At 58.3% G+C, this 23,895-nt stretch carries 27 protein-coding genes and 2 pseudogenes; 23 read left to right on the top strand and 6 right to left on the bottom strand.

Annotation, left to right across the window (positions count from 1 at the left end):
• Positions 1–14 precede the first annotated feature (14 nt).
• Together B2A78_RS11015 and B2A78_RS11010 are read left to right on the top strand one after the other, a co-directional pair.
• Positions 15–2,945 (top strand): glycosyl hydrolase family 65 protein, encoded by a 2,931-nt coding sequence (locus tag B2A78_RS11015; protein WP_077730041.1) that lies wholly within the window; start codon positions 15–17, stop codon positions 2,943–2,945.
• Positions 2,946–2,950: 5 nt separating this feature from the next.
• Complete coding sequence (locus tag B2A78_RS11010; RefSeq protein WP_205780750.1) at positions 2,951–4,216, top strand: ferredoxin reductase family protein; 1,266 nt, start codon at positions 2,951–2,953, stop codon at positions 4,214–4,216.
• 42 nt (positions 4,217–4,258) lie between these two features.
• On the opposite strand, the gene B2A78_RS26610 is transcribed toward B2A78_RS11010, so the two are convergent.
• Positions 4,259–5,302: a hypothetical protein gene (locus tag B2A78_RS26610; protein ID WP_240502484.1), complete on the bottom strand. Its 1,044-nt coding sequence runs from the start codon at positions 5,300–5,302 to the stop codon at positions 4,259–4,261.
• A gap of 55 nt (positions 5,303–5,357) precedes the next feature.
• Here B2A78_RS26610 and B2A78_RS26325 point away from each other — a divergent pair, with 55 nt between their 5' ends.
• From B2A78_RS26325 to B2A78_RS10995, 3 genes are all read left to right on the top strand, one after another.
• Positions 5,358–6,410 carry an AAA family ATPase gene (locus B2A78_RS26325; RefSeq protein ID WP_205780749.1) on the top strand — a complete coding sequence of 351 codons (1,053 nt, stop codon included), beginning with the start codon at positions 5,358–5,360 and terminating at the stop codon, positions 6,408–6,410.
• 29 nt (positions 6,411–6,439) lie between these two features.
• Positions 6,440–6,625: a hypothetical protein gene (locus B2A78_RS11000; protein WP_139841185.1), complete on the top strand. Its 186-nt coding sequence runs from the start codon at positions 6,440–6,442 to the stop codon at positions 6,623–6,625.
• A gap of 64 nt (positions 6,626–6,689) precedes the next feature.
• Complete coding sequence (locus B2A78_RS10995) at positions 6,690–8,213, top strand: phospholipase D family protein (protein WP_240502483.1); 1,524 nt, start codon at positions 6,690–6,692, stop codon at positions 8,211–8,213.
• 20 nt (positions 8,214–8,233) lie between these two features.
• Here B2A78_RS10995 and B2A78_RS10990 read toward each other — a convergent pair.
• Positions 8,234–8,899, bottom strand: a pseudogene (locus B2A78_RS10990) (integron integrase); the annotation flags it as partial.
• A gap of 15 nt (positions 8,900–8,914) precedes the next feature.
• Entirely contained in the window at positions 8,915–9,442 is a 528-nt protein-coding gene (locus B2A78_RS26320; RefSeq protein WP_240502482.1) for a phage integrase N-terminal SAM-like domain-containing protein, read from the bottom strand.
• A gap of 182 nt (positions 9,443–9,624) precedes the next feature.
• Here B2A78_RS26320 and B2A78_RS10980 point away from each other — a divergent pair, with 182 nt between their 5' ends.
• From B2A78_RS10980 to B2A78_RS10970, 3 genes are all read left to right on the top strand, one after another.
• Entirely contained in the window at positions 9,625–9,945 is a 321-nt protein-coding gene (locus B2A78_RS10980; protein ID WP_077730037.1) for a YbbC/YhhH family protein, read from the top strand.
• A gap of 102 nt (positions 9,946–10,047) precedes the next feature.
• Positions 10,048–10,410, top strand: a complete 363-nt coding sequence (locus B2A78_RS10975) for a hypothetical protein (RefSeq protein WP_077730036.1) — start codon at positions 10,048–10,050, stop codon at positions 10,408–10,410.
• A 106-nt stretch (positions 10,411–10,516) separates the two neighbouring features.
• Positions 10,517–11,125: a 3'-5' exonuclease gene (locus B2A78_RS10970; protein WP_077730035.1), complete on the top strand. Its 609-nt coding sequence runs from the start codon at positions 10,517–10,519 to the stop codon at positions 11,123–11,125.
• A 118-nt stretch (positions 11,126–11,243) separates the two neighbouring features.
• Here the strand turns inward: B2A78_RS10970 and ltrA are convergent, their stop codons facing one another.
• Complete coding sequence (gene ltrA, locus B2A78_RS10965) at positions 11,244–12,578, bottom strand: group II intron reverse transcriptase/maturase (RefSeq protein ID WP_205780748.1); 1,335 nt, start codon at positions 12,576–12,578, stop codon at positions 11,244–11,246.
• 1,506 nt (positions 12,579–14,084) lie between these two features.
• Between ltrA and B2A78_RS10950 the strand changes: the two genes are divergently transcribed.
• The 12 genes and pseudogenes from B2A78_RS10950 (at position 14,085) to B2A78_RS10895 (ending at position 20,265) form a co-directional block, all read left to right on the top strand.
• Complete coding sequence (locus B2A78_RS10950; protein ID WP_205780747.1) at positions 14,085–14,402, top strand: hypothetical protein; 318 nt, start codon at positions 14,085–14,087, stop codon at positions 14,400–14,402.
• 143 nt (positions 14,403–14,545) lie between these two features.
• Positions 14,546–15,193, top strand: coding sequence for a LysE family translocator (locus tag B2A78_RS10945; protein WP_077730030.1), 648 nt, complete (start codon positions 14,546–14,548; stop codon positions 15,191–15,193).
• A 91-nt stretch (positions 15,194–15,284) separates the two neighbouring features.
• Positions 15,285–15,710 (top strand): annotated as a pseudogene (locus B2A78_RS26985) (VOC family protein).
• A gap of 68 nt (positions 15,711–15,778) precedes the next feature.
• Positions 15,779–16,255 carry a GNAT family N-acetyltransferase gene (locus B2A78_RS10935; protein WP_077730029.1) on the top strand — a complete coding sequence of 159 codons (477 nt, stop codon included), beginning with the start codon at positions 15,779–15,781 and terminating at the stop codon, positions 16,253–16,255.
• Positions 16,256–16,297: 42 nt separating this feature from the next.
• Entirely contained in the window at positions 16,298–16,687 is a 390-nt protein-coding gene (locus B2A78_RS10930) for a hypothetical protein (RefSeq protein WP_077730028.1), read from the top strand.
• Positions 16,674–16,982, top strand: coding sequence for a hypothetical protein (locus B2A78_RS10925; RefSeq protein ID WP_077730027.1), 309 nt, complete (start codon positions 16,674–16,676; stop codon positions 16,980–16,982). Before B2A78_RS10930 ends, B2A78_RS10925 begins: the two co-directional genes overlap by 14 nt.
• A gap of 123 nt (positions 16,983–17,105) precedes the next feature.
• Positions 17,106–17,513 (top strand): hypothetical protein, encoded by a 408-nt coding sequence (locus tag B2A78_RS10920; protein WP_077730026.1) that lies wholly within the window; start codon positions 17,106–17,108, stop codon positions 17,511–17,513.
• A gap of 93 nt (positions 17,514–17,606) precedes the next feature.
• Positions 17,607–18,116 (top strand): opioid growth factor receptor-related protein, encoded by a 510-nt coding sequence (locus tag B2A78_RS10915; RefSeq protein WP_077730025.1) that lies wholly within the window; start codon positions 17,607–17,609, stop codon positions 18,114–18,116.
• Positions 18,117–18,220: 104 nt separating this feature from the next.
• A complete protein-coding gene (locus tag B2A78_RS10910; RefSeq protein ID WP_077730024.1) occupies positions 18,221–18,610 on the top strand; it encodes a GFA family protein in 390 nt (129 codons plus the stop codon).
• A 94-nt stretch (positions 18,611–18,704) separates the two neighbouring features.
• Positions 18,705–19,154, top strand: a complete 450-nt coding sequence (locus B2A78_RS10905) for a hypothetical protein (RefSeq protein ID WP_077730023.1) — start codon at positions 18,705–18,707, stop codon at positions 19,152–19,154.
• Between the two features lie 94 nt (positions 19,155–19,248).
• A complete protein-coding gene (locus B2A78_RS10900) occupies positions 19,249–19,704 on the top strand; it encodes a DUF4260 domain-containing protein (protein ID WP_346425841.1) in 456 nt (151 codons plus the stop codon).
• Positions 19,705–19,734: 30 nt separating this feature from the next.
• Complete coding sequence (locus B2A78_RS10895; protein WP_077730021.1) at positions 19,735–20,265, top strand: hypothetical protein; 531 nt, start codon at positions 19,735–19,737, stop codon at positions 20,263–20,265.
• A gap of 85 nt (positions 20,266–20,350) precedes the next feature.
• Here the strand turns inward: B2A78_RS10895 and B2A78_RS10890 are convergent, their stop codons facing one another.
• A complete protein-coding gene (locus B2A78_RS10890; protein WP_077730020.1) occupies positions 20,351–20,950 on the bottom strand; it encodes a TetR/AcrR family transcriptional regulator in 600 nt (199 codons plus the stop codon).
• Positions 20,951–21,091: 141 nt separating this feature from the next.
• Here B2A78_RS10890 and B2A78_RS10885 point away from each other — a divergent pair, with 141 nt between their 5' ends.
• Together B2A78_RS10885 and B2A78_RS10880 are read left to right on the top strand one after the other, a co-directional pair.
• A complete protein-coding gene (locus B2A78_RS10885) occupies positions 21,092–21,643 on the top strand; it encodes a carboxymuconolactone decarboxylase family protein (protein WP_077730019.1) in 552 nt (183 codons plus the stop codon).
• A 476-nt stretch (positions 21,644–22,119) separates the two neighbouring features.
• Positions 22,120–22,863, top strand: a complete 744-nt coding sequence (locus tag B2A78_RS10880; RefSeq protein ID WP_077730018.1) for a DUF695 domain-containing protein — start codon at positions 22,120–22,122, stop codon at positions 22,861–22,863.
• 96 nt (positions 22,864–22,959) lie between these two features.
• On the opposite strand, the gene B2A78_RS10875 is transcribed toward B2A78_RS10880, so the two are convergent.
• Positions 22,960–23,352 (bottom strand): helix-turn-helix domain-containing protein, encoded by a 393-nt coding sequence (locus tag B2A78_RS10875; RefSeq protein WP_077730017.1) that lies wholly within the window; start codon positions 23,350–23,352, stop codon positions 22,960–22,962.
• Positions 23,353–23,451: 99 nt separating this feature from the next.
• On the opposite strand from B2A78_RS10875, the gene B2A78_RS10870 reads away from it, so the two are divergent.
• Positions 23,452–23,895 (top strand): GFA family protein, encoded by a 444-nt coding sequence (locus B2A78_RS10870; protein ID WP_077730016.1) that lies wholly within the window; start codon positions 23,452–23,454, stop codon positions 23,893–23,895.

The following is a 23,895-nucleotide window of genomic DNA, read 5'->3' as shown; positions in this document are numbered from 1 at the left end:
ATTCGAGTGCCGAGATGAGCACTGCCGGCCCCATCGTCGCTCTCTTGCCGCGCGATTACGATGCCGTCTTGTTCGACCTCGACGGCGGATATTTTGCGCAATATTCGGAGCAGCATGGGGCCATCGAAGTCGATCAAGCCGCGATCGATCTGGTGCGGTCGCTCCGGGCGCAGGCGATTCGAACGGCCGTGGTAGCTGCCGGCAACGACTTTGCAGCGATGCAGGAAGCCGCCGGTATCGCGCCGCTGTTCGATATTTATGTGGACCGGTCGGAGATCATCCGTCCGGAGCTCGAGGGCAAGCCGCCGCTCGATGCGCTTCTGGAGGCGGCGCGGCGGCTCGGAGTGGAACCGCTGCGAACGGTCGTCGTGGCGGATACGGTCGGCGAGGTCGAGGCGGGACACATGGGCCGGTTCGGCCTGGTTATCGGCATCGACCGCAGCGGTCGGTCGCAGGCCTTGCGGGAGGCCGGCGCCGATGCCGTCGTGACCGGCTTGGCGAACATCCGCGTGTCGCTCGAACCGCCCTCTGCCTGGGTGTTGGCGTACGAGGACTTCGACCCGGCACGCGAGGGCATCCGGGAATCCTTGTGCGCCCTCGGAAACGGCTATTTCGAGACGCGCGGAGCAGCGCCCTGGGCGCGGGCGGACGATATCCGTTATCCCGGCACCTACCTGGCAGGCGGCTACAACCGGCTGCGGACCGATATCGCCGGACGGGTGGTCGAAAACGAGGACCTCGTCAACTTCCCCAATTGGCTCGCGCTCGAGTTTCGCATCGCCGACGAGGATTGGTTCGATGAGCGAAAGGTCAGAATCCTGTCACATCGTCAAGAACTGGACCTCCGCAGCGGCCTGCTGTCGAGGGCCATACGCTTCGAGGACGGCAAAGGGCGGCGGAGCACGCTTACGGAGCGGCGCCTGGTGTCGATGGTCGACATGCATCTGGGTGCGATCGAGCTCACCCTGACCGCCGAGAACTGGTCTGCCCGCATCACGGTCCGCACGGCCATCGACGGGCGTGTTGTCAACGCGGGCGCGAAGCTTTATCGGAAATTCAACAATCAGCACCTGGAGCCGCTGACGGGTGAAATCGTCGGCGAGGACGGGATGTGTCTCGAAGTGCGTACATCTCAGTCGAAGCTGCATGTCGCGCAGGCGGCGCGAACGCAGGCGTTCAAAGGCGGCAAGCTTGTCAAGACGCCGCGCCGAACGGTTTGCGAACCCGGGTATATCGGGCAGGCGTTCGGCATGCGGCTCAAGCCGGGGGAGACGCTGGTGCTGGAGAAACTCGCCATGCTCCATACCTCGCGCGATCGCGCCATCTCCCAGTGCGCCCTGGCGGCGCGCAAGGCGATGGCGCGAGCCGGACGCTTCGAGGCCGTGCTGTCGGACCACGTCCTGGCCTGGATGCACCTGTGGCGAAGGTTCGACATCCACATGGAACCCGCCGGACGCGATTTCGGGCTGAACGCGCCGATGATGCTTCGGCTGAACATGTTTCATCTGCTGCAGGCCGTGTCCCCCAACTCCATCGATCTCGATATCGGCGTGCCGGCACGCGGCTGGACCGGCGAAGCGTATCAGGGCCACATTTTTTGGGACGAGCTGTTCATCTTCCCGTTCCTCAATTTTCGAATGCCCGAGATCACCCGCTCGCTGCTCATGTACCGCTATCGGCGCCTAGACGAAGCGCGAGCCGCGGCGAAAAGCGCCGGATTCCAGGGCGCCATGTTCCCATGGCAAAGCGGAAGCGATGGGCAGGAGGAAACCCAGGAGCTCAACCTGAATCCGCGCTCGCAGCGATGGGTGCCCGACAACTCTTATCTGCAGCGCCACGTCGGCAGCGCCATTGCCTACAACGTCTGGCAGTACTTTCAGGTTACCCGTGACATCGAGTTTCTGCAGTTCGCCGGTGCCGAGCTGATGCTCGAGATCGCCCGCTTCTGGGCCAGCATCGCGAGCTTCGGTGAAGAAAAGGGCCGCTACGAGATCCGCGGGGTGATGGGCCCGGACGAGTTCCACGAAGGCTATCCCGATGCGCCGACGCCCGGCCTCGACAACAACGCCTATACCAACATCATGGCCGTGTGGGTACTGCGCCGGGCACTGGACGTGCTCAGGCTGCTCCCCGATCTCCGGCGGTTGGAGCTCATGCGCGAGCTTCCCTTGTCCGCGGAAGAAACCGCGCGTTGGGAGGACATCAGCCGGCGAATGTTCGTGCCGTTTCACGGGGACGGGGTCATCAGCCAGTTCGAGGGCTACGAAAAGCTCATCGAGCTGGATTGGGAGGACTACCGGAGGCGGTACGGCAACATCCAGCGCCTGGATCTCATTCTCGAAGCGGAGAACGACACGGCGAACCGCTATAAGCTGTCGAAGCAGGCCGACGTGCTGATGCTGTTCTATCTGTTTTCGGCCGAGGAGCTGAGCGATCTGTTCACGCATCTCGGCTATCCGTTCGAGTATGAAACCATTCCGCGCAACGTCACGTATTACGACCGCCGTTCGTCGCACGGCTCCACATTGTCGCGGGTCGTGCACGCGTGGGTCTTGGCGCGATCGAACCGGCCGCGCGCGATGACCTACTTCGCGGAGGCGTTGCAGAGCGACTTGAGCGACATTCAGCAAGGCACCACGGCCGAAGGCGTGCACCTCGGCGCCATGGCGGGGACGGTCGATCTGATGCAGCGCGTAACGACCGGCGTCGAGGTCACGAGCGATGTCCTCAGGCTCAATCCGCAATTGCCGGCGGAATTGGAGCGCCTCGACCTGCGCATTCGCTATCGCGGGCACACGCTCGATTTGCATCTCACCCGCGACGCCCTTACCGTACACGGGCGCGAACCCGGCATCGCGCCGATCCGCCTGGCATTCAAGGATGAAGTACACGACTTCCCCGGCGGCAGCACGCGGGTTTTCGATCTCGGCGGCGCCGGAAGGTAAGTGTCATGTACATCAAGACTTGGCACGCCGTCCTTTTCCTCACCGTAACGAGCGGCGCCGTGGTGATCGCGGAAATCCCCCGCGATACCTGGCTCACCTCGGCCGCGCTCAGCCTGGCGCTCGGCGTCGCGGCGGTGGCAATGATGGGGGCCGCGGCCATATTGGGCAGCCGCTGGACGATCGTCGAATCGCTGTTCGGCGGGCTCGATCGCGTTTATCTGACGCACAAATGGCTGGGCATCTGGGCGCTGGGGTTTGCGTCCTTTCATTTCGTGTTCAGGGCCGGTCTCCCGACGTGGGACAGCGCCCCGATCCTTTCACTTTCCCCATACTACACGCGCCTGGTACGGCAGCTCAGTTTCATCGGGCTGATGCTGATCGTCCTGCTGGCCTTGAACCGGAATATTCCCTATGGCGTCTGGCGCCGGTGGCACAAGTTATCCGGGCCATTGTTCCTGATCGTCATCCTGCACTGGCTGAGTTTCCGATCGCCCCTCGCGATCGAGAGCCCCGCCGGGATCTGGCTGGCCTCGCTATCGGCGCTGGGCGTCGTGGCCGCGGGCTACAAGCTGCTGATCTATCCGTTTCTGGCGAATCACGCCGAGTACCGCGTGGTCGCCGCCAATCCGGGCGCCGACGCGCTGCACCTGGAACTCGCGCCGGTCGATCGGGGCATTTCGTTCGAGCCGGGCCAGTTCGGCTTCATCCGGATGAAGGCGGAGGGCCTGCGAGAGCCGCATCCCTTTACCATCGCAGCCCGCAGCAAACCGGAGGGGCATGTGCATTTCGTGATCCGGGCGCTGGGCGACTACACCCGCAAACTGGTGAACGAGGCTTCGGTGGGGATGTACGCCGACATCTATGCGCCGTACGGCCGCTTCAGGCGTTCCACGGAGTCGCAAAGGGAAGTCTGGATCGGCGGCGGCGTCGGCATTTCGCCCTTCATCGCCTGGCTGACGGACCCATCCGCGGGAAACTTCGACAGGGTCACCCTGTTTCACTTCTTCACGCCGGGGCGCGAATTCCCGAGCGTCGAGGTGCTGGACGATCTCGCCCGGCAGCGCGGCGCGGAATTCATCCCAGTTTCGACCGGCCCGTCGACCCCTGAATTCATCAGGCGCTTCGACGAAATCGCCCGCAGCGCGGGTCCCGCGGGAGTCGACGTCAACTTTTGCGGACCCAGGGGGCTGCTGGATCACGTTCGAGCACGGATGCGCGAAAACGGAATCCCGGACACGAACCTTCGGTATGAGTACTTCGAGTTCCGATGAGTGACCGCAATCGGAGGGCGATTCCAGATTACGTCGCCGCCTCTAGCGCAGGGACGAGCACATTGTCCACCCGTCCGTCCGAACGATCGCACGCCGTAGCACGGGATCGAACCATTGGTGCGGCAGCGTCCCTAGGGGCACAACGATGAACACGTCCTCGGAGGCACCATGAATTGGCCGACACCAAAGGCGCCGCGCAACCGAGACTCGGCACCCGACCCGCGCTTCCAGCCGGCGGAGCGCCGCCCGGAACAGCCGCAAGGCGCACCGCGCAGAATTTGGCTGACGTTCCTGATCCTCCTCCTCATCAACTACCTGCTGATGCGGTCTCTCTTTCCGGAACCCGGCGAGCCGGTCACCATCCCTTATACCGCCTTCAAGGAAGAGGTCGCGAGGGGCAACGTCGAGGCCATTTACAGCCAGGGGGCGAGCGTCGAGGGCCGGTTTGCGTCGCCCGTCACCTGGCCGCCGAAAGATAGAGAAGACGCGGCGCCCGACGAGCGGCGCCTGACCGAACCCGAGCCCAAAACGGCGGACACCTTCACCACCGAACTGCCCGCGTTCGTGGACCCCGGACTGGAGGCGTTCCTGATCGAAAACAAGGTCGGGATCAGCGCGGTGCCGATTCGGGAAGGCAGTCCCTGGATCACGCTTCTGTTCGGCTTCGGCCCCGCGATCCTCATCATTCTTTTCTATGTCTGGATTTACCGGCGAGCCGTGCAGCAGGGCGGCGGCATGGGCGGACTCATGAACATCGGCCGGAGCAAGGCCCGCCGCTACGACCAGGAGGCGAGCGCCAGGGTCACCTTCGACGATGTGGCCGGCATCGACGAGGCGGAGAACGAACTGGTCGAGATCGTGGATTTCCTGAAGTCTCCCGAGAAATACACCCGCCTGGGCGGAACCGCGCCGAAGGGCGTGCTGCTGGTCGGCGCGCCGGGGACCGGAAAGACCTTGCTGGCGAAGGCGGTCGCCGGGGAGGCCGAGGTTCCGTTCTTCTCGATGAGCGCGGCCGAGTTCGTGGAGATGATCGTCGGCGTGGGGGCGGCGCGCGTGCGGGATCTGTTCAAGCAGGCGCGCGAGCACGCTCCGGCCATCATCTTCATCGACGAGATCGACGCGATAGGCCGCGCGCGGCCAGGTGGCGATCGGGGCCGCCAGCGAACACGAGCAGACACTGCAGCAGATCCTCACCGAGATGGACGGTTTCACGGGCCGCGAAGGCGTCATCGTGCTGGCCGCGACCAACCAGCCCGACGTGCTCGACCGGGCGCTGCTCCGGCCCGGACGCTTCGACCGGCGCGTGGTGGTGAACCTCCCGGACAAGGTCGGCCGCGAAGCGATCCTCAAGGTTCACACCCGCGAGGTTCCGCTCGCGGACGACGTCCGCCTGGACGAGCTGGCCGCCACGACGCCCGGACTCTCGGGAGCGGACCTCAAAAACCTCGTCAACGAGGCGGCGCTGCTGGCGGCCCGGCGCGAAGAGAGCGCGGTCCGCCAGAAGGACTTTCTGGACGCGCTGGAGAAAATCGTGCTCGGCCCCGAGCGTCCGCTCCTCCTGACCCGCGAGGACCGGGAGCGCATCGCCTATCACGAGAGCGGACACGCCATTCTCGGCCTGGTGATGCCCGGCGCCGACCCGGTGCACCGGGTCACCATCGTGCCGCGCGGACAAGCGCTCGGTGTGACCTATCAGCGGCCCCAGACCGACCGTTACAACTATCCGGAAGCGTATCTCCGCGCCAAGATCGTCGGCATGCTGGGCGGCCGCGCGGCCGAGGAGATCGTGTACGGCACCCGGACCACCGGCGCCGAGAACGACATCGAGCAGGCCACCCAGCTCGCCCGCAACATGGTCACCCGCTGGGGCATGAGCGACAAGCTCGGGATGGTGCAGCTCGCGCCCCGCGAGAATCCCTACCTGAGCGGCGCCGGCGGAGGCTATGTCGGCGCCAAGCCCTTCGGCGAGGAGACCGCCCGCATCATCGACGCCGAGGTGCAAAGAATCATCAACGAGAGCCACGAACAGGCGAAGAGTCTCCTGAAGGCGCATCGCAAGGAGCTCGATGCCCTGGTCGACGCCTTGCTCGCGCGCGAGACGCTGGGCGAGGAGGAAATCCTCGAGGTCACCGGACTGCCGCCCGCGCCTCCGCTGGAGACCCGTCCCCTGGCGATGGCCGGGCGAGAAAAATGAGCGCCGCGCCGGTTCGGATACCCGAGACTGTGCCCTATCGGCTTCTGCAGCAGGCGTTTTCGACCGTGGCCTTGAGAGCGGGCGACCGGCTGCGCTGCATCGCGGTGGCGAGCTCGGTGCTGTGGCTTCGCGAGTCGAGCAAGCTGATTGCGCACGCGACACATCGAATGGGCGATGCGGCATGGATAGCAACTGGGCAAAACGTGCGCGAGTAGGCGCATCGGTTTTTTCATTCTGGCGTTTGGCCTGGTCATAGGCCTTTTTGAGGGATACAGCACTTTGCCGTCACTGGAAAACCGCAGCGTTTCGACCGCCCTGGTCGACACCGACACCACCCGGCTCGGGCGGGCGATCTCCTCGGCGGTCGCCGCGCATCCGGGACAATCCGGCCTCTATCCGCTGCCGGATTCGCGCGACGCGTTCGCCGCGCGGATGCTGCTCGCGCGGGCCGCGGAGCGCTCGCTCGACGTCCAGTACTACATCTGGCGCAAGGACCGGTCGGGCACCTTGCTGTTCGAGGCGCTGCACGCCGCGGCCGAGCGCGGCGTCCGCGTGCGCCTCTTGCTCGACGACAACAACACCGCCGGGCTCGATCCTACGCTCGCCGCGCTGGACGCTCATCCGAACATCGAAGTCCGGCTGTTCAACCCGTTCGTGATCCGGAAACCGCGCCTGATCGGGTATCTGACCGACTTCTCCCGGCTGAACCGGCGCATGCACAACAAGTCGTTCACGGCGGACAATCAAGCCACGATCATCGGCGGCCGCAATGTCGGGGACGAGTACTTCGACGCCGCCGAGGGTACGGTGTTCGTGGATCTCGATGTGATGGCGGTGGGGCCTATCGTCGAGGACGTGTCGAACGATTTCGACCGTTACTGGGCGAGCGGTTCGTCCTACCCCGTCGGCCTGTTGCTGCCGCCGGCCGACCCCGCGCGGCTGGAGCAGCTCGCATCTCAGGCGTCGTTGGTCGAGCGCGACCCCGCCGCGGCGGCTTACATGGCTGCGATACGCCAATTGCCGTTCGTGCGCGAACTGACGGAAGGCCGCCTGGCACTGGAGTGGGCTCCCGCCCGCATGGTCAGCGACGACCCCGCCAAGGCGCTCGGCCGGGCCGAGTCGGACGAGCTTTTGCCCCATCAGATGAATGAGATCATCGGCGAACCGGCCACGGATGTCGAACTCGTATCGGCTTATTTCGTGCCCACCGCCGCGGGTGTCGAATCATTCGTCGGCATGGCGGAACGCGGCGTGAACGTCACGATACTGACCAATTCGCTGGAAGCCACCGACGTGGCAGCGGTGCATGCCGGGTATGCGAAGCGGCGCAAACCGCTGCTCGAAGCGGGCATTACGCTCTATGAATTGCGGCGCTTGTCGCCGCGAACGAACCGACGCGCGGGACTGCCGGGCAGTTCCGGCAGCTCCGGCAGCTCCGGCAGCTCCGGCAGCTCCGGCAGCTCCGGCAGCTCCGCATCGAGCCTGCACGCGAAAGCCTTCTCGGTGGACGGTTCGCGCGTTTTCATCGGCTCGTTCAATTTCGATCCGCGCTCGGCCAAGCTGAACACCGAAATGGGCTTCGTCATCGACATTCCGGCCCTGGCGAGGAATATCTCCACGGCGTTCGACAGCCGCATTCCCGCCAACTCATACCAGGTGCGCCTGTCAAACAATGGGCAGTTGTACTGGACCGAGCACCGATCCGGGGAGTGGGTGCGGCACGACACGGAACCCGGCACGAGCTTCTGGCTGCGCGCCGGCATCCGGCTCCTGTCGGCCTTGCCCATCGAGTGGCTGTTGTGAGCCGCAGCCGATCATGGCGATCACATCCGATCGAGCGGACTAACCACGCCTCGTCCGCCGCGATTCAGCACATGGGTATAAATCATGGTCGTGCTCACGTCCTTATGTCCGAGCAGTTCCTGGACGGTTCTGATGTCGTAGCCTCCTTCGATCAGGTGCGTGGCAAAACTATGCCGCAACGTGTGCGGCGTCGCCGGCTTGGCTATTCCGGCAGCCTGGACGACTTTTTTCATGGCCCGCTGCAATAATTTTTCATCCACATGATGCCGCCGCTCGCGACCGCTGCGCGGATAGATCGAACAGCTCCCGGAGGGAAACACATACTGCCAGCCCCACTCTTTCGGCCTTTGAGGATACTTGCGCGCCAGGGCATCGGGAAGATACACCTCGGATTTCCCCTCGGCCGAATCCTGCTCATACAGCTTGCGGCGCTCCGCAAGGTGAGCCTGCAACGCCACTCTTAAACTCTCCGGCAACACGGTCACCCGATCCTTGGCTCCCTTGCCATCGCGAATGAGAATTTCCCGTCGCTCGAAGTCCACATCCTTCACCCGCAAGCGCACGCACTCCATCAATCGCATGCCGGTTCCGTAAAGCAAGCGCGCCATCAGCCCGTAAACGCCATCCATGCGGGCGAGCACTGATTGAACCTCGGAACGGGTCAACACCGTCGGCAACCGCGTCGGCCGCTTAGCGCGTTTTCATCGCGCTCGTACGGCAAAACCGGCTTGGTGGACGTCGTTGGCGCCTTCGGCTCGAGTGAATTGATTCAAGCATTCGTAGGTCGGCAATCCTTTGCAGACGAAGACGCTCGGCCGGGACGTGGCGTCGGGAAGGGGGGCTTCGGCGCTCCAATCGCAAACGGTCGCTTTAGTCGCGACCCTTCCGACGAAGACGCTCGGCCGGGACGTGGCGTCGGGAAGGGATTCCCGACCTACTCGCGAGTGCCCGTACAGTAGATATGAAAATGCTCTAGCCCGAACTACGTCCTTCAGTCCCGGCAAGTCGAGGCGCAATACCTCTCGATAGAGAAACAAGAGAGCCGCCAAGGCTTGATTTTGCGTCGAGGCGGAAACATTGCCTTCCACCGCCAGATGAGTAAGAAACGCTTCCACCTCGACGATGCCCATGTTGCGGGGATGGCGTTTGCCGCTAAATAGGATAAAGCGCCTGATCCACTGGACATATTGTGTTTCCCTACTAATATCGTATCGCCCTGATGCGGGCACGCACCTGGTCCAGCAACTTCGGACCACCTGCGGCAGGCGGTGTATTTGCTTCAGCCATGAGTCCTGTCTACATGAAACTAGTTTATAGAATACAGAAGCTTAGGATAGGACATCCCGAGTTATACACCTCACGGATCGGTGTTATACACCTGAGGTAGGTGTCTAATACAAAGTTGGGCGCCATGAAGAGATACGTCCCAGTTCTTTTTGCATTGATGATCGGGAACGCATTGCCAGCTCTTGCGGGCGAAACTGCGCATTCCTATAAGCCGGCATCTGGCTATGTGCCCGACGCAGAGACGGCAATCCGTATCGCCGTGGCGATTTGGGAACCCATTTATGGGCGCGAGAGAATTGAAGCAGAAAGACCCTATCGAGCCTCTTTGAGGAACGGCGTGTGGGTAGTGGAAGGCACGCTCCTGCCTGGAACGCTGGGTGGCGTGGCAGTCGCGGAGATTTCAAAAGCAGATGCAACGGTTCTCAGAGTAAGTCATGGCAAGTGAAGCGCCCAACAAGTTCTTCCACCCGACGCCCGGGGCGTTTCGCCCCTCTCTTTTTCGGCCGCGTGCGGGCGCGGGTGAAGAAAATCGTTAGGGGTATCACTCATGGCACTAGAAACTTGGCTAGATGATCTGCTACCCACAAAGTGGTCGCGTAGGCTAGCACTGGCGACCATTGCAGCGTCAGGAGCCGCATATAGTCTCCCATCGTTTCTGCCTGCTTCGTACCTACCACAGTCGCAAGAGCAAGTATTCCTGCTCCGGCTAGTGTTGCTACTGCTGTTAGCTCTAGTTGGTTCATTATTTACCCTTGCGCTGGTTGCTCATGCCTACCACGCACAGACAAAACAACACGCTCTTGAGTTACAAAAACAAAAAGAACATTTCGAGTCATTGGCAACCGAAGAAAAGAAACCACATGACAACTTCACAAAACCAATCAAGTACGACAACCGTGGCATTGTTTAGCCATACCCCTAACAATTCCATCAACTCGGACTAGCTTACAGCGGGCAAAGCCCGCTGTAAGCCAGCCGGTTATGTCAAACGTTAGGTTCTCCGGGAGGTAACGCGTATGTTGTGGATAGTTCTAATAATCGCGGCGGTTGTTCTCGTGTATTACTTTTTGCGCCGTAAACCACAAAAGGCCGACATATCGCTCTTACCCGAACATTTTGTTGTTGTAGACATTGAAACAACTGGCTTAGATCCAGAAAAACACGAAATCATTGAAATAGGTGCGGTCAAAGTCAACCGTGACTCTAATTTTCATACAACCCTCTCTGCTCTCGTCAAACCGAGCAAGAAAGTTTCAAAGAAAATAACCGAATTAACGGGCATCACCGATGAAATGTTAGACCGAGATGGTGAGGGCATAGAATCCGCTATGAATGGATTTCTGGAATTCATCGGTGATCATCGCTTGGTTTACTACAACGCGCCATTTGACCATACCTTTCTCACAAAGGCTGCGAGTCTCGTCGGAAGAAAGATCGAAAACCCGGTTTCTTGTGCCCTAGATATGTCGCGCCGCGCCTGGCCAGGGCTAAAGAGTTACAAGTTGGCAAGTCTTGCCGGAATGGGCGGGCTAGATACAAATGGAAATCACCGGGCGCTCAAAGACTGCGAACTTACGATGACCGTCTATGCTGCGGCAGCCACAAAGCTAGGGCGCATCAGCTAAACCATGAAACAAGTCGAACCTAATCGGGTAACCAGGGGTTTCTAACCCCCAGTCCCCACACCACCACGGCATGCGGGTCCGCACCGGGCGGTTCACGAAAAGGGAGCACACGACGATGTCAGGTGTAGCCATGGGCCTTCATCCAAAGATCACGGATAGTGATCAGCCCCTGGGTCTTCAGCCATTGGTTGGTCATCCCGGTCTGCGTCGCCAGCGTCCGCGACAGATGCCAGTAGCTCTTGCTGCTGATCGCCGTCAGGATTGCCTGGCGCTTGCTCGTCCCCAAACCCAACAGGTTCTTGACCTTGGTACGCACGTAGCGCCACTGTTTCCAGTAGCACATGCGTACCCGGCGTCGAAGCCAGTGGTCGAGTTCGGGGATCGGGCGGTAGTAGTCCGAAATGCCGAAGTAGCCCATCCAACCGCGGATATACTGGGCGAGCTTGTAAAACCGGTGAGCCATCGAGACACCCCAGCTACGCCCGGTCAGTGTCCGGATGTTGTGTTTGAAGTCCTCGAATGCCCGGTCGCCCCAACGCAGCTTGGTTCCCCGGAAATTGAATCCGAGAAACTTGGCCTGGTCGGTTTTGACCACCCGGCTCTTCTGCTCGTTGACCACCAGTTTGAGCGTGCCGGTCAGGAAGCGCGTGACGCTATCCTTCACCCGCTCGCCGGCCCGCTGACTTTTGACCAAGATCAGCAGGTCGTCCGCATAGCGGACGAACCGGTGGCCACGCCCTTCCAGTTCCTTGTCCAAGTCATCCAACAGGATGTTGGCGAGCAACGGCGACAGCGGTCCGCCTTGCGGCGTCCCCAACGCCGTTACCTGGATGGACTCGCCGACCAGAACACCCGCCCGCAAATACCGGCCAACCAGCGCCAACAGCCGCTTGTCGCCAACCTTGCGGGCCACACGAGCCATCAAGACATCGTGCCGGACGTTGTCGAAAAATTTCGCCAAGTCCAGGTCACAGGCGATGCGGTAGCCGGCCTGAAGATGACCTTGTGCCTGCCTCAACGCTCCATGGGCGGAGCGTCCCGGTCGGAAACCAAAACTCGACTCCGAAAAGCCGGGGTCGAAGATCGGCGTCAATACTTGCGCGATGGCCTGCTGGATCACCCGGTCCATGACGGTCGGGATACCCAGCAGTCGTTCGCCCCCTCCCGGCTTCGGGATCGACACCCGTCGTACCGCTTGGGGTTGATAACTGCCATCGGCCAGTTGCTGGCGAATCTCGGCCCAATGCGAGCGCGCAAACTCGGCGAAGTCCTCGATGCGCATCCCGTCCATGCCGGGCGCACCCCGATTGGCCTTCACCCGCTTCCAGGCCCGTCGCAGGTTCGCACGGTCCAACACCCGCTCCATCAGATCGTCGTGCAAGGCTGGCTGCGTGACGCCACGCCGGACATCGGCTCCCCCGGTCGGGTTCATCGTCGATACCGAGTCGCTCACGGCTCCTCCTTGTCTTCTTGTGTTCGGCCCTTCACCGTCCGGTCTTCCAGGCCGATGCGGCTAGTATGGCCTCTGCTGACTTCTGCCCGGTCACACCCTGCGTTGCCGCAAGACGCGCTGCCAAAGACAGGTCGTAGGGTCCGGTGGCTATTCCAAGGCTTTCGCCCTGGACCTCAGTCCGACTCCCATAACCTATCCCAGCCGCTCGCCGGACAGATCTCCCCGAATAAGAACATGAGCTTTCAGCGCACAACCGCCGCATTTACCCTATCTCCCGTACCCGGCGGGTTTCGTCATCATGTGCTGACTCACCCGGAGACTGAGCCTTCTATGCGGTTTCTGTTCGTCGGCTCGCACCTTTGCGCTCGGGCTTCCTTCAGACCACTCCTCGCGGAGTTGCCCTTGCCGTCGGCTAGTAGTTACATTGGCCCAAAGAATGGGCATTACAGGTACTCCTACAGGGGACTCTCACCCCATCAGTTCATGCCCATGTCGGGCGTACACCCATCATTCCACCGGACCTGCGCAAAGAGCCGCGCAGGCCGGTGAATTCAGACGTTATGCGTAACTCTCGATTGCGCTACTTAGTGGGTGCTGGGCTACTACTGGTCGCTGGCGCGACTGCCGCGGATGAACTGAGAAAAGGAATAGAGCGTCAAGCGGCCGAGATCTGCGGTTGCAGCCGTTCCGAACCTTGTCTGATCGAAATCTCGGAACGGGACCAAGGTTACAGTGTTGGAGTTCTGAAAATTGTCGCCATTGACGAGGGCGGAATCGCGAGAGTTCTTCCTTCAAAGACATACATCATGTTCGACTCCAAGGGGGGATTCGTGAAGAAGGTCGGTACTCCATGAAATTGTGCGACGCAGGCTATTCCATTGCGAGCTATGGGGATAATGGGCGCGAAATCTCGCATAACAACCGCATGCAGCCGACGCGGCTAATGCGGAGCGTTATGCACTGAGAAGAACATGAGATTCAACGGGTGGCAAAGAGCGTGGGTCGTCTTATCGGTCGTCTGGATCGCCGCTACCTCGTCCGTGGCAATCACTTCGCGGTGTTCTGAGGAACAGAGATATCACGACTTGTTCAATGAGCTAATCCGGTATCTAATCGCACAGTCCACGGATCTACGTGGCCACACCACAGTATCGGTGCGGGCCGCTTACTCCGATATGTCGGATAGGCAGCTCGTAGAGGCCACGCATGACAAATATTTGAACAAACATCCTGCATACAGATACGGCTTCTCGGAAATTGACGCGAAGCACAGCCCAGGAACTGCGAGCACCCTCACGCCAAACTTGCAGCGGGGCTTGGCGGCGTTGGGCGTGCCTTTAGCTCTATACTTGCTGGGTGTAGCAGTGGCGTGGGTGCGCGCGGGGTTCAGGCGTGCATAACAACGCCACCAACTCGGACGGCAAAAAGCGTCGCTTCTTCGTCACGCCACTTTTTGCCGCCGGTTATGGCGAACGTTAGGCAACAAAAACTTAGGATTACGTCATCATGGACTTCAAGTGGTCTGATTCGGAGAAAAAAGTCGCAAGGCGAGCCTTTGATAAAGCGCTCGAGAAGGAATGCGCTTCAATCATGGCCAAGTTCAAAGATATGGCCGCGAAGGTGGAAAAACCCGAAGACCTTTGGGCGGTTCACGACTACCTCACCAAGCAACGAAGAGCGATTGATGAAAAATACGATTACCGCTATTCGCAACTGATCTTTGTATTTGCAAGGTTACTGGGCGAGAAGTGGATCGATGAAAAAGACCTACACTGTCTGAGTGCAGAGAAGCTTCAGGCCATTCAGTACATCTTGTCCAGGTAAGCGGCTATGAAAATACAGACAGTTTTGGCCGCCAGCCCTAACTATACAGTCAACCGGACCGCCGGCAACCGTCGTCGCTCTAGCCTGCCGCCTCGCGCGGCGTCCGGTTACTTTCGCCGTTGGGCCTGTCAAGGAAAGTGACCATGACTACTTTGTTTTCATCCTGGTCACTGTTTTCCGCATTCTTGCTTGCGAGCGTTGTGCTCGCAGTTACGCCAGGCCCGGGCGTGTTCTACATCGTTACTCGGAGCCTCGTCCAAGGCCGCCGTTCGGGGCTGGTTTCAGTGGCTGCTGTCGCTTTTGGTAACCTTGGCAATGTATTTGCCGCATCTGTCGGTCTTGCAGCTTTGTTTGCTGTTTCCTCAGCCGCCTTCACAGTCGTCAAGTACGCAGGGGCCTTCTACCTTGTTTATCTTGGTGTGCAAATGTTGCGTGAGTCACAAGCCGAGGTTTCAACCTCCGTGCCTCAGGCAGCACCAGTTGGCCACATCTTCCGCGATGGCTTCGTTGTAGCACTGTTTAACCCAAAGACCACAGTTTTCTTCGCTGCGTTCCTGCCCCAGTTCTTGAGCCCGGAGGCATCGCCGATGTTTCAAACTATGGCGCTCGGTTCGATCTTCGTTGCAATTGCCGCAGTCACGGACAGCACCTATGCCTTAGCGGCCGGTGCAGTCGCACCCGCGTTGACGCGCGCTCGTGGCGCCCGTCGTATCGGTTGTTGGCTTGGGGGTGGGGCGTTTATTGGCCTCGGCGTTTTCACCGCGCTGGCGGGGTCTCGCAGTGCCAAATAGGCCCAACACGGCGTTCGAGAGGGACGCGCCAAACGCGGCGCGCCACTCAACTTTACGTTAGGCGCTTTACCCACCACAGTCGGAGATCTTAGTGAAGCAATCGCTCGGCCTCGTTTCCCTCGTTGTTCATGACTACGATGAAGCTATCGACTTCTTCGTCGGTACTCTCGGTTTCAGACTCGTTGAAGATACGTTCGTACCTGAGCAATCCAGGCGATGGGTTGTCGTCTCGCCACCTGGCGCAACAGAATGCTAACTCCTGCTCGCGCGCGCCTCAAGCCCAGACCAGGAAAGCCGCATTGGCGGCCAAACAGGTGGTCGGGTGTTCCTCTTCCTCTACACTGATGACTTCTGGCGCGACTATGAGTCCTATCGATCAAAGGGCGTCGTGTTCGTCCGTGAACCAAAGCATGAGTCGTACGGGACGGTTGCCGTGTTTCTCGATCTCTACGGCAACATGTGGGATCTTCTTCAGCCAACGGAATCGCACATCAGACTTCGCAATGGCAGCGCCTAACAATTCATTCAAGCCGATGCCACTTCACGGCACGGCTTAACTCAAGCGTTGGGCGCAGGAAACACCGCATGAAAGTACAAATAGCAAGATCGGATGAAGAAATACTTGCCTGTTTCCCGTTAATGCCCGAGCTTCGGCCGCAACTGGACGAAGGCTCTTTTGTCGCAAAGGTGCGAGCCCTTGAGGAGTCCGGGTATCTCTTGGCCTATCTACAAGAGCCCGAAGGGCCTGTCGCCGCAGCTGGATTCCGGCTGGGCGAAAGCCTAGCGTGGGGGCGCTTCTTGTACGTTGATGATCTCGTTACGCTATCAAGCCACCGCTCTCGCGGCTTCGGCTCTGCCCTACTATCATGGCTCACCGAATTTGCTGAGAAGCAGGGGTGCGAGCAGCTACACCTCGATTCAGGAGTTCAGAGAAAGGACGCTCACCGGTTCTATGAACGAGAGGGGATGCTATTGGCAAGCCACCATTTCTCCAAGCTCGTCGCGCCTAACACAGCGCTCAACCCGACCGGGGTTCCGCTGCGCTCCACCCCGTCGGGTTAGATTGGTCGTTAGCCGTCACGAAAGAGCGCGCCGTGCCATTGGATGCAAAAGCCGTTGAAGACCGCATCAGGGAGGTGGTGCTCCGAGCTTCCCGAGAATGTCGCAGATGATGTGGCGTTCCACATGACGGATTGGCTTGATGATTTAGCGCGTTTTGCAAAATTCTGCGCTGAACCCGATAAATGGAAAGATGAAGAAATAGAAGAAATGCTGCTTTCGTTCTTGGTTCACGTTCCGAGCCACGTGGCAGCTGCTTCCAAGCTCTTAACCGGGCTTCCTGTAACGGATGTATTTGGCATCGGGGCCGTTGAAGATGAGTCAGATAACGGCCAACAACGCCATCAACTCGGACGCGCAAAAGCTACGCTGCGCTCCGCATTTGCGCGCCGGTTATGGCGAACGTTGGCATTGAGAGCCGATGCGCATATCTGACCAAAGAAAGCAGGAGATTATCGCCGCTTTTCAGCGATCCTTTAAGCGCGACAATAGAGACGAGATCGCCTCTATAAAGCTCGCCGAGCTAAGGCAAGCGGATGAGATGCTCGGAGACAGAGATCTGAGCGCTGGCTTTCGACTTGCCATGCGCAACCGAATACGGGAGCTCGAAGAGGCCGAGGCTAAGAATGAACAGAGAACCTACGAGAGCCGAATAAGGGCATGGAATCTCGTCACAGGGATACTTATCGGTCTCGTAATCGCGGGGCTCGCAAAATGGCTTTTCGGTTAGCCGGAGAGCCTAACAACTGGCTAGAGAGGGGCCGGGAAAAGCGCTGCGCGCTTTCCCCGGCCCCTCAGCCATGCCGTTATACGTGGAAAATGGTGCCTATCAGAGCTAGAGGAGTAAGCGCGAATGTCCGAACATCAGCCTGAGAACGACTTGGACGCCGCCCCTAACCCAGATCAGGGGCGCCCCGGCCCTGTGGCGTCGAAGATTGACGCAATTGGTTGGGCGCTCCTACGTTGGTGGGGCGTACTCTTCAGGGCGATCTTCATCGCAGCGATTGGGATCATCGGCTACTTTTGGCTTGATCCAAAACCGCTCGGCGATGTCCCGCTTGGGGCTCTAACGCTCAACCAAATATTCGGGAACCTGTTTTCGGTTCTGGTCCCCGTTGGGTGCATATATTGGTTCTTCAACTTCCCTAATTCAAGCGATTCCAGCTCCAACGAGGACAACCCATACGTTCTTTGGGGCCAAGCTGGTGGCTGGCTGTTGGGTCTAGGCATCCTCGCCTTCTTTTGGCTGAACAAGAATTGAATGCCAACTCCTCGTATAACATGGCGCTCAAGCGGGACAGGCCAAATGCTGCGCATTTGTCCTGCCCCTTAGCTTTACGTTAGGCATGTAAACATGAACCATCTGATCTTGTTCTACATAGGGAGCCATCCAGATAGTCGAGGTCGGCTGCTCGCAGAAATTCTTGAGCAAGACGACTACTGGCTGGAAGTAACCCACGACTATATTCAATGGTTATTTCCCAACAAGGAAAAAAGCCGGGTTACCCCAGGTGCGCCAACCATCACAAAAGAGATTCAGGAGGAATTCTTAAATGATGAAATATTACAGCAGCATTTGAAGGCGAGCTTCAATCGTATGTTGGCTTTCTATGGTCTTGTCGACACTGGCAGTGGAATAAAGAAATCGGAAAATTGGGAGCGTAAAAAATCCAATTGGTTTGTTAAAGATACGCATAACAATTTGCGAATAACGAGAATTTTGAAAAGCCTTCGCAGTCTCGGTCTGGAAACAGAAGCAATTAAGTTTCACGAGGCTTTAGTGGAGCTGGCAGAAACTGAAAAAGATTGTGGCATAGGGGAAGCGGCGCAGCGTTTTTGGGCCGAGGCGGTGAAAAATGCCTAACAAGTGCATCAAGTTCGTTCGCTATTGCTCACTGGGACGCTCCGCTTCGCTGCGCGCCCCTTATGCATAGCGTTAGGCGTCGCACACCCACTCCGCATCCACCAATGACCCAGCGCACCGCTTCTTGTAGCTGCGGCCAATTACAGGCCAAGGTTGCTGCCGACCCAATCCGCATGTCCGTCTGTCACTGCCTGGCTTGTCAGCAGCGCACGGGAAGTGTCTTTGGTGCACAAGCGCGCTTCGCGCAAGAGGCCGTCACCATCTCTGGCACATCCAAGGAGTTCGTTCGCGTCGGAGACGAAGGAACACGAATCACCTTCAACTTCTGCCCACACTGCGGCTCCACGGTCTACTACAAGCTTCCAGAGGGCTTTGTCGCAATCCCCGTCGGCGCATTTGCCGACCCATCTTTCCCGGCGCCCAGCGTATCCGTGTACGAGGAGCGCATGCATTCCTGGGTGCAAATACCCGGCGCAGTCACCCACATAGCGTAAGAAGCCAGCGACGCCTAACCCTTCGCTGGAGCGGGACCTCCACCGGCATGGCACTTGGCCCCTCAGCTCAAACGTTAGGCCTTAGGAATCTACCGTGCTAAACGACGACGGTGACATTGTTGGGGGGCTCGGCTTCGTAGCGCTATACTCCGCATACTTGGAGGAGCAAATCGATAGTTTGCTGTTCATGCTGAACGCAGTGGAGGAATTCACTGAGGAAGAACAGCGGTGGCCGGTAAGTCGGAAAATTAAGAAGGCGAAGTCGGTCGCTGCCAAACTCGATTTCGAGGGCCGTGATGACCTAATGGCGGTTCTAGACAACGCAAAAAATGCCTTCGAGGACCGCAACAAAATTGTTCACGGGCGCATTTACGGCAACTTTGATAGGCCAGACACCTTGAAGTCTGGTAGGCCAAATATTCCCGATCAAGAAATCGCGTCCGATGAGCTCTATGCGTTGGCAAACTACTTTTCCGATTTCCAAGGAGAGGTACTCCGTCCAATGATTTTGAAAATTCCAAGGGCCTTAGCGGGCAATGGTTGAGCTAAGGCCTAACAACGCCATCAACGCGGACGGTCTTGGTCAACGCGTCCGGCGAGTCGCCCAAGCCTGCCGGTTATGGTGAACGTTAGACGCTATGCAAGGAGATCAAATGTCCGGTGAAACTACAGGTGCTGTACGTTTAATGCTTCGACTTGAGGGGCTGTGTGTTCTCCTCGCAGCGGTGCTTGCTTACTCGAAATTGGGCTTTAGCTGGGGTACGTTTGCATTGTTCTTTCTCACCCCGGACGTTTCGTTTCTAGGTTATCTCGCTGGGGCACGGGTTGGTGCCATAACCTACAATGCCGCACACTCGTATATCGGTGCGATTGCCTGTCTTCTCGTAGGGTTCCTCCTCCCTGCCCCCGTGCTTTCATGTGCGGGCGTCATATGGTGCGCCCACATTGGCTTTGACCGTGCTCTAGGTTACGGGCTCAAGTATTCAGTGGGGTTTGGTTTTACCCATCTCGGCATTATCGGTCGGTTTGCCAGGCCCGCTCCTAACCCTGCATTCGAGAGGGACGCGCCAAAAACGGCGCGCCCCTCAATTTGAACGTTAGGGGCTCACGCAGAAGGAAGCCTTATGTCCAGCCGAACTGAAAAGCTCCACACAATTACTAAGCGGCTTATTCTCATGACAGCCTGCGCTCTCGTGATAGTGGTTTCGATATTCGGGCTGTCATTCCTCTTTCACCAGCGACTCATGGTGTCGTGGTTATGCTTTGGTTGCGGACTACTTGGTGGTTTTGTAAGCATCCAGCAACGCCTGAAGAAGCTTGCCGATGAAGAACTTGAACTATTGTCCCGGTCATGGTTTCAGATTCTGCTAATTCCAATCTACGGTGGGATATTCTCTCTCGTTCTATACGTAGGCTTTTTGAGTGAAATCTTGAACGGACCACTCTTTCCTCATTTTGCATTTCCCCCATTTTCTGAGCCTCTACCAACAGCAGACGACCTGATCAGATTCATCAACTCTACCTATCCAGCATCAGGGCAGGATGTAGCAAAGCTTCTCTTCTGGGCATTTATTGCTGGTTTCTCAGAACGCCTCGTCCCACAGATTCTTCAGAAGAGCGAACAAGGGCTTTCCGACGAAAAGCCACACCCCTAACCATTCGGTCGAGAGGGAACCTGCAAGCTGCGCTTGCAGGTTCCCTCCGCGGCTACGCCGCTCCGGCGGCCCCTCACCTCAAACGTTAGGCGGCTGCAACAACTGTCACCGCCGATATCACGCGGCGAAATATCTGCGGGTCGTTTGCGACCTTTGCCAATAGGAGCGCCCCCTCCAGCAAGGCGAATATGTTCTTCGCTCGTTGCCGGTTATCACCCGCCGGAATTTCACCTGCCTGTTCCGCACGGATAAGCGCGGCTTCGATGAACTGGCAGTGAGAGTCGAAAATCTTCTGCAACGCCTCTCGTATTTTCTCGTCCTGGCGCGCCATCTCCTGTCCCAAGTTGCCGAAGGGGCACCCTAGAACTCCTCCCTTTTCAGCGGAGACTTGGACCTGCAATTCATGAATTCTTTCAATCAGCTCACGAAGCTGAGTCAGGCCGCTCTCCGAGCTTGAAAAGACTGGCTCAAAAATCCCAGCTCTTGCGTGTTCCCAAAAGCTTTCCATGGCCGCAACCGCAAGATCGGACTTTGAGGGAAAGAAGTGATAGAAGCTGCCTTTCTTTGCGTTCGCACGCTGGCACAACTCATCAACCCCGGTAGCTTGGAAGCTGCGTTCCCACATCAGGGCGGCGGCTGTTTGGAGCAGACGGTCACGCGTATCGAGTGATTCTGCGGGTTTCATTTTGGGTTACCCCTAATTCTTGCTGAGTCATGGTGCAACGTTACCAACAGTTGACCGGTCTGTCTACTCTGCGCTAGTCTGTACCGACCGGTCTAGTCGGAGGGCTTGCCGGCATACTCAACTACATTTTCCGGAGAAATCATGAGCATCTTCACTCAACACTCAGACATGACCGCGCCGGCAGGTGCCGCCGAAGTTCTGGCGAAAGTCAAGGACCTCTACGGCTTCATTCCGAATCTGGGGGCCTATGTGTCCGAATCGCCTCTGGTACTCGATGCCGTACTTAACCTCGACAGGGCTTTCGACAAGGTTTCGCTGACGCCGCAGGAAAGACAGGTCGTTTTGCTTACCGTCAGCACGCTAAACGGGTGCAGCTATTGCAAGACGGTACACACCGCGTTGGGACGTAGGGCCGAAGTTGATGGCGCTGTCTTGAAGGCGGTTATTGCCCTTGAGCCACTGCCCGACCGGAAGCTCAATGCGCTGCGCGACTTCACTCGCAAGGTCGTGGAAGAAAAGGGGTGGGTCAAAGAAGAAGATGTGCAGAAATTCCTCGTGTCAGGCTACACCAAGGCTCAGGTATTTGAGGTGGTGATGGGGGTGGCCCTGAAAACGCTCACCAACTATAGCAATCACTTGGCCGGTGCCGTACCTAATCCCGAGTTCATAGCAATGGCGGAAGGCACGGCCTAATCCCCGAAGTATTTGCTGGCGCAATCGGAATACCGCTTGCGCCAGCTATTCCCTAACCGAACTCAGGAGCGCCGACGATGGCTGACAAAGAATGCGCACATGCTGGTCTTCCTCCGACCGGGGTACCATGTCCAAGCTGTAAACAAGGTACTTTGGAAGTGGCTCGGGGCCGTTTCGGTCCTATTTACAAGTGCACGTCCAAGGGGTGCGATTACTGGCTACCCGAGCGTCCAACGGGAAAAAGATGCTCGTTCATGCGCGACGGAAAGAAATGTGGTGCACTAATGGTCATGGGAACAAAAACCATCCCGGAGAGATGCAGTGACCAAACATGCCCAAATAGAAATCCGCACAAGCTGCGGGCATCCGCCTAACCTCTCGGTCAACCGGACCGCCCGCAAGCTGCGCTTGCGGGTTCCCTCCGCCCTTCGGGCTCCGGCGGCCGGTTACCTCAAACTTAGCGAATAAGAAAGATCATGAGCGACGATTGGGACTTCTATTTCTGCAGTGTAGACAACAAGCCGGCATCCATCTTCGTGGACCTTGGTATAGCCAAAGAAGCACCCATGGCCGAGTATTCGGTGATGGCCTATGTCCGCACTCATATGCAGGCGCCGCGAGATGATGGTCTGTCGAGTCAAGTCGAGTTCGAAACCCTCAAGTCTCTAGAAGACGCCCTGGAATCATTGCGGGGAGATGGAACGGCGCTTTATGTTGGCCGAAGCACCTCTAACGGGTGTCGCGACCTTTACTTCTATGCTCGCACCGCCGAGGGTTGGGCGGAACGAGTCGCAGATGTCATGAAAGCTTTTCCTTCCTATGAGTTCGAGTATGGCACGCGAAGCGACCCTGATTGGAACGCCTACTTCAGGTTTCTGTATCCGTCAGATGAAGACCGAGAGCGCATTCAGAATCGTCGAACCTGCGAGGCCCTCGAAAGAAACGGCGACCGTCTCGAAAAGGAGAGACCCATCGAGCACTGGGTATATTTTCCTGATTCAGACTCGCGTCAGAAGTTCTCGAGTCACGCAGCAACGCTCGGCTACACAACAGTAGCATTGATCGAACCGGAATCCGATCAAAACAGTTACGGTATCAGGCTGTCCTGCATCGGCGTCCCATCAATCGCTAACATAGACGATCTTACCATCCCGTTGTTCCGGGCAGCTCGAGATTATGGCGGAGAGTACGATGGCTGGGAGACCGAGGTTGTCCGCTAACAAACGCTTCGAGTCCGACGCCTTACCCTTCCGCTACGCTCCAGGGCAAGGCGCGGCTCAAGTGGAACGTTAGCCATAAATTAGCGAATCACAACGCTATTTTTCCTGCGGAAGGTCGCCTGGCTTTGCGTTCAAGAACCAGTCGGGTGGAGACCAACTTCCTGGAATGTGCTTGTGTCCCCAAAGCGCCAGCTGTTGTAGTACTGGTAGCAAATCCGCCCCCTTGCGGGTCAAAGCGTATTCGTACCTTACGGGCTTCTCTTGATAAGGACGTTTTTCGATGATTCCGTCTCCTTCAAGTTTACGCAGGCGGTTTGCGAGAATATTTGTCGGAATGCCCTCTGGAGAATCCTGAAAATCCTTGTATTTTCTTTTGCCGATCATCAAGTCCCGAACGATAACTAGGCTCCACTTGTCACCCAGCAAATCGAGCGACGCAGCGACGGGACATTGAGAACGGAATGCGGGTACGTCAACTTCTTTGCTCATATCGTTACGCTACATGAGTCACTTGCAATATGCAAGTCTACATGTCATGATTCTGTCGCTTGCACTTTGCAAGCACCCATCTAATACGGAGATAAGAACATGAACACAGAGATAAATGCCTCAGTCGACATAAAAGGCGGCTGCCTGTGTGGCGCCGTACGATATGAAGTCACCGCAGCCCCGGCCATGACGGGGTTTTGTTACTGCGAAAGTTGCCGCAAGCTCAGCGGTTCAGGACATGCCTTTCACGCGCTGGTACCGGAAGCCGCAATGAGGATCAGTGGTAACGTCCGCGGATTTGAATGGAAGGCGGATAGCGGGAACAGCGTTATCACGAGTTTCTGCCCAACCTGTGGCAGTCCCTTGTTCGGAAAGAGTTCCGGCATGCCAGGCATGGTGACATTCAGGGTGGCGAGCCTGGACTCCCCTGCAGCCATATCGCCGCAAATGGCGATTTACACGAAGCGGTTGCAGGCATGGGATCACCTTGACCCGGCACTGCCTGCCTTCCAGGAAATGCCCCCCATGCCTCAAGAGGGGTAA

The organism is Methylocaldum sp. 14B (genome assembly GCF_002005105.1).
Taxonomy (GTDB): Bacteria; Pseudomonadota; Gammaproteobacteria; order Methylococcales; family Methylococcaceae; genus Methylocaldum.
Note: the sequence above shows the minus strand (reverse complement) of the source record. Positions and strands in the feature narration are given on the sequence as shown.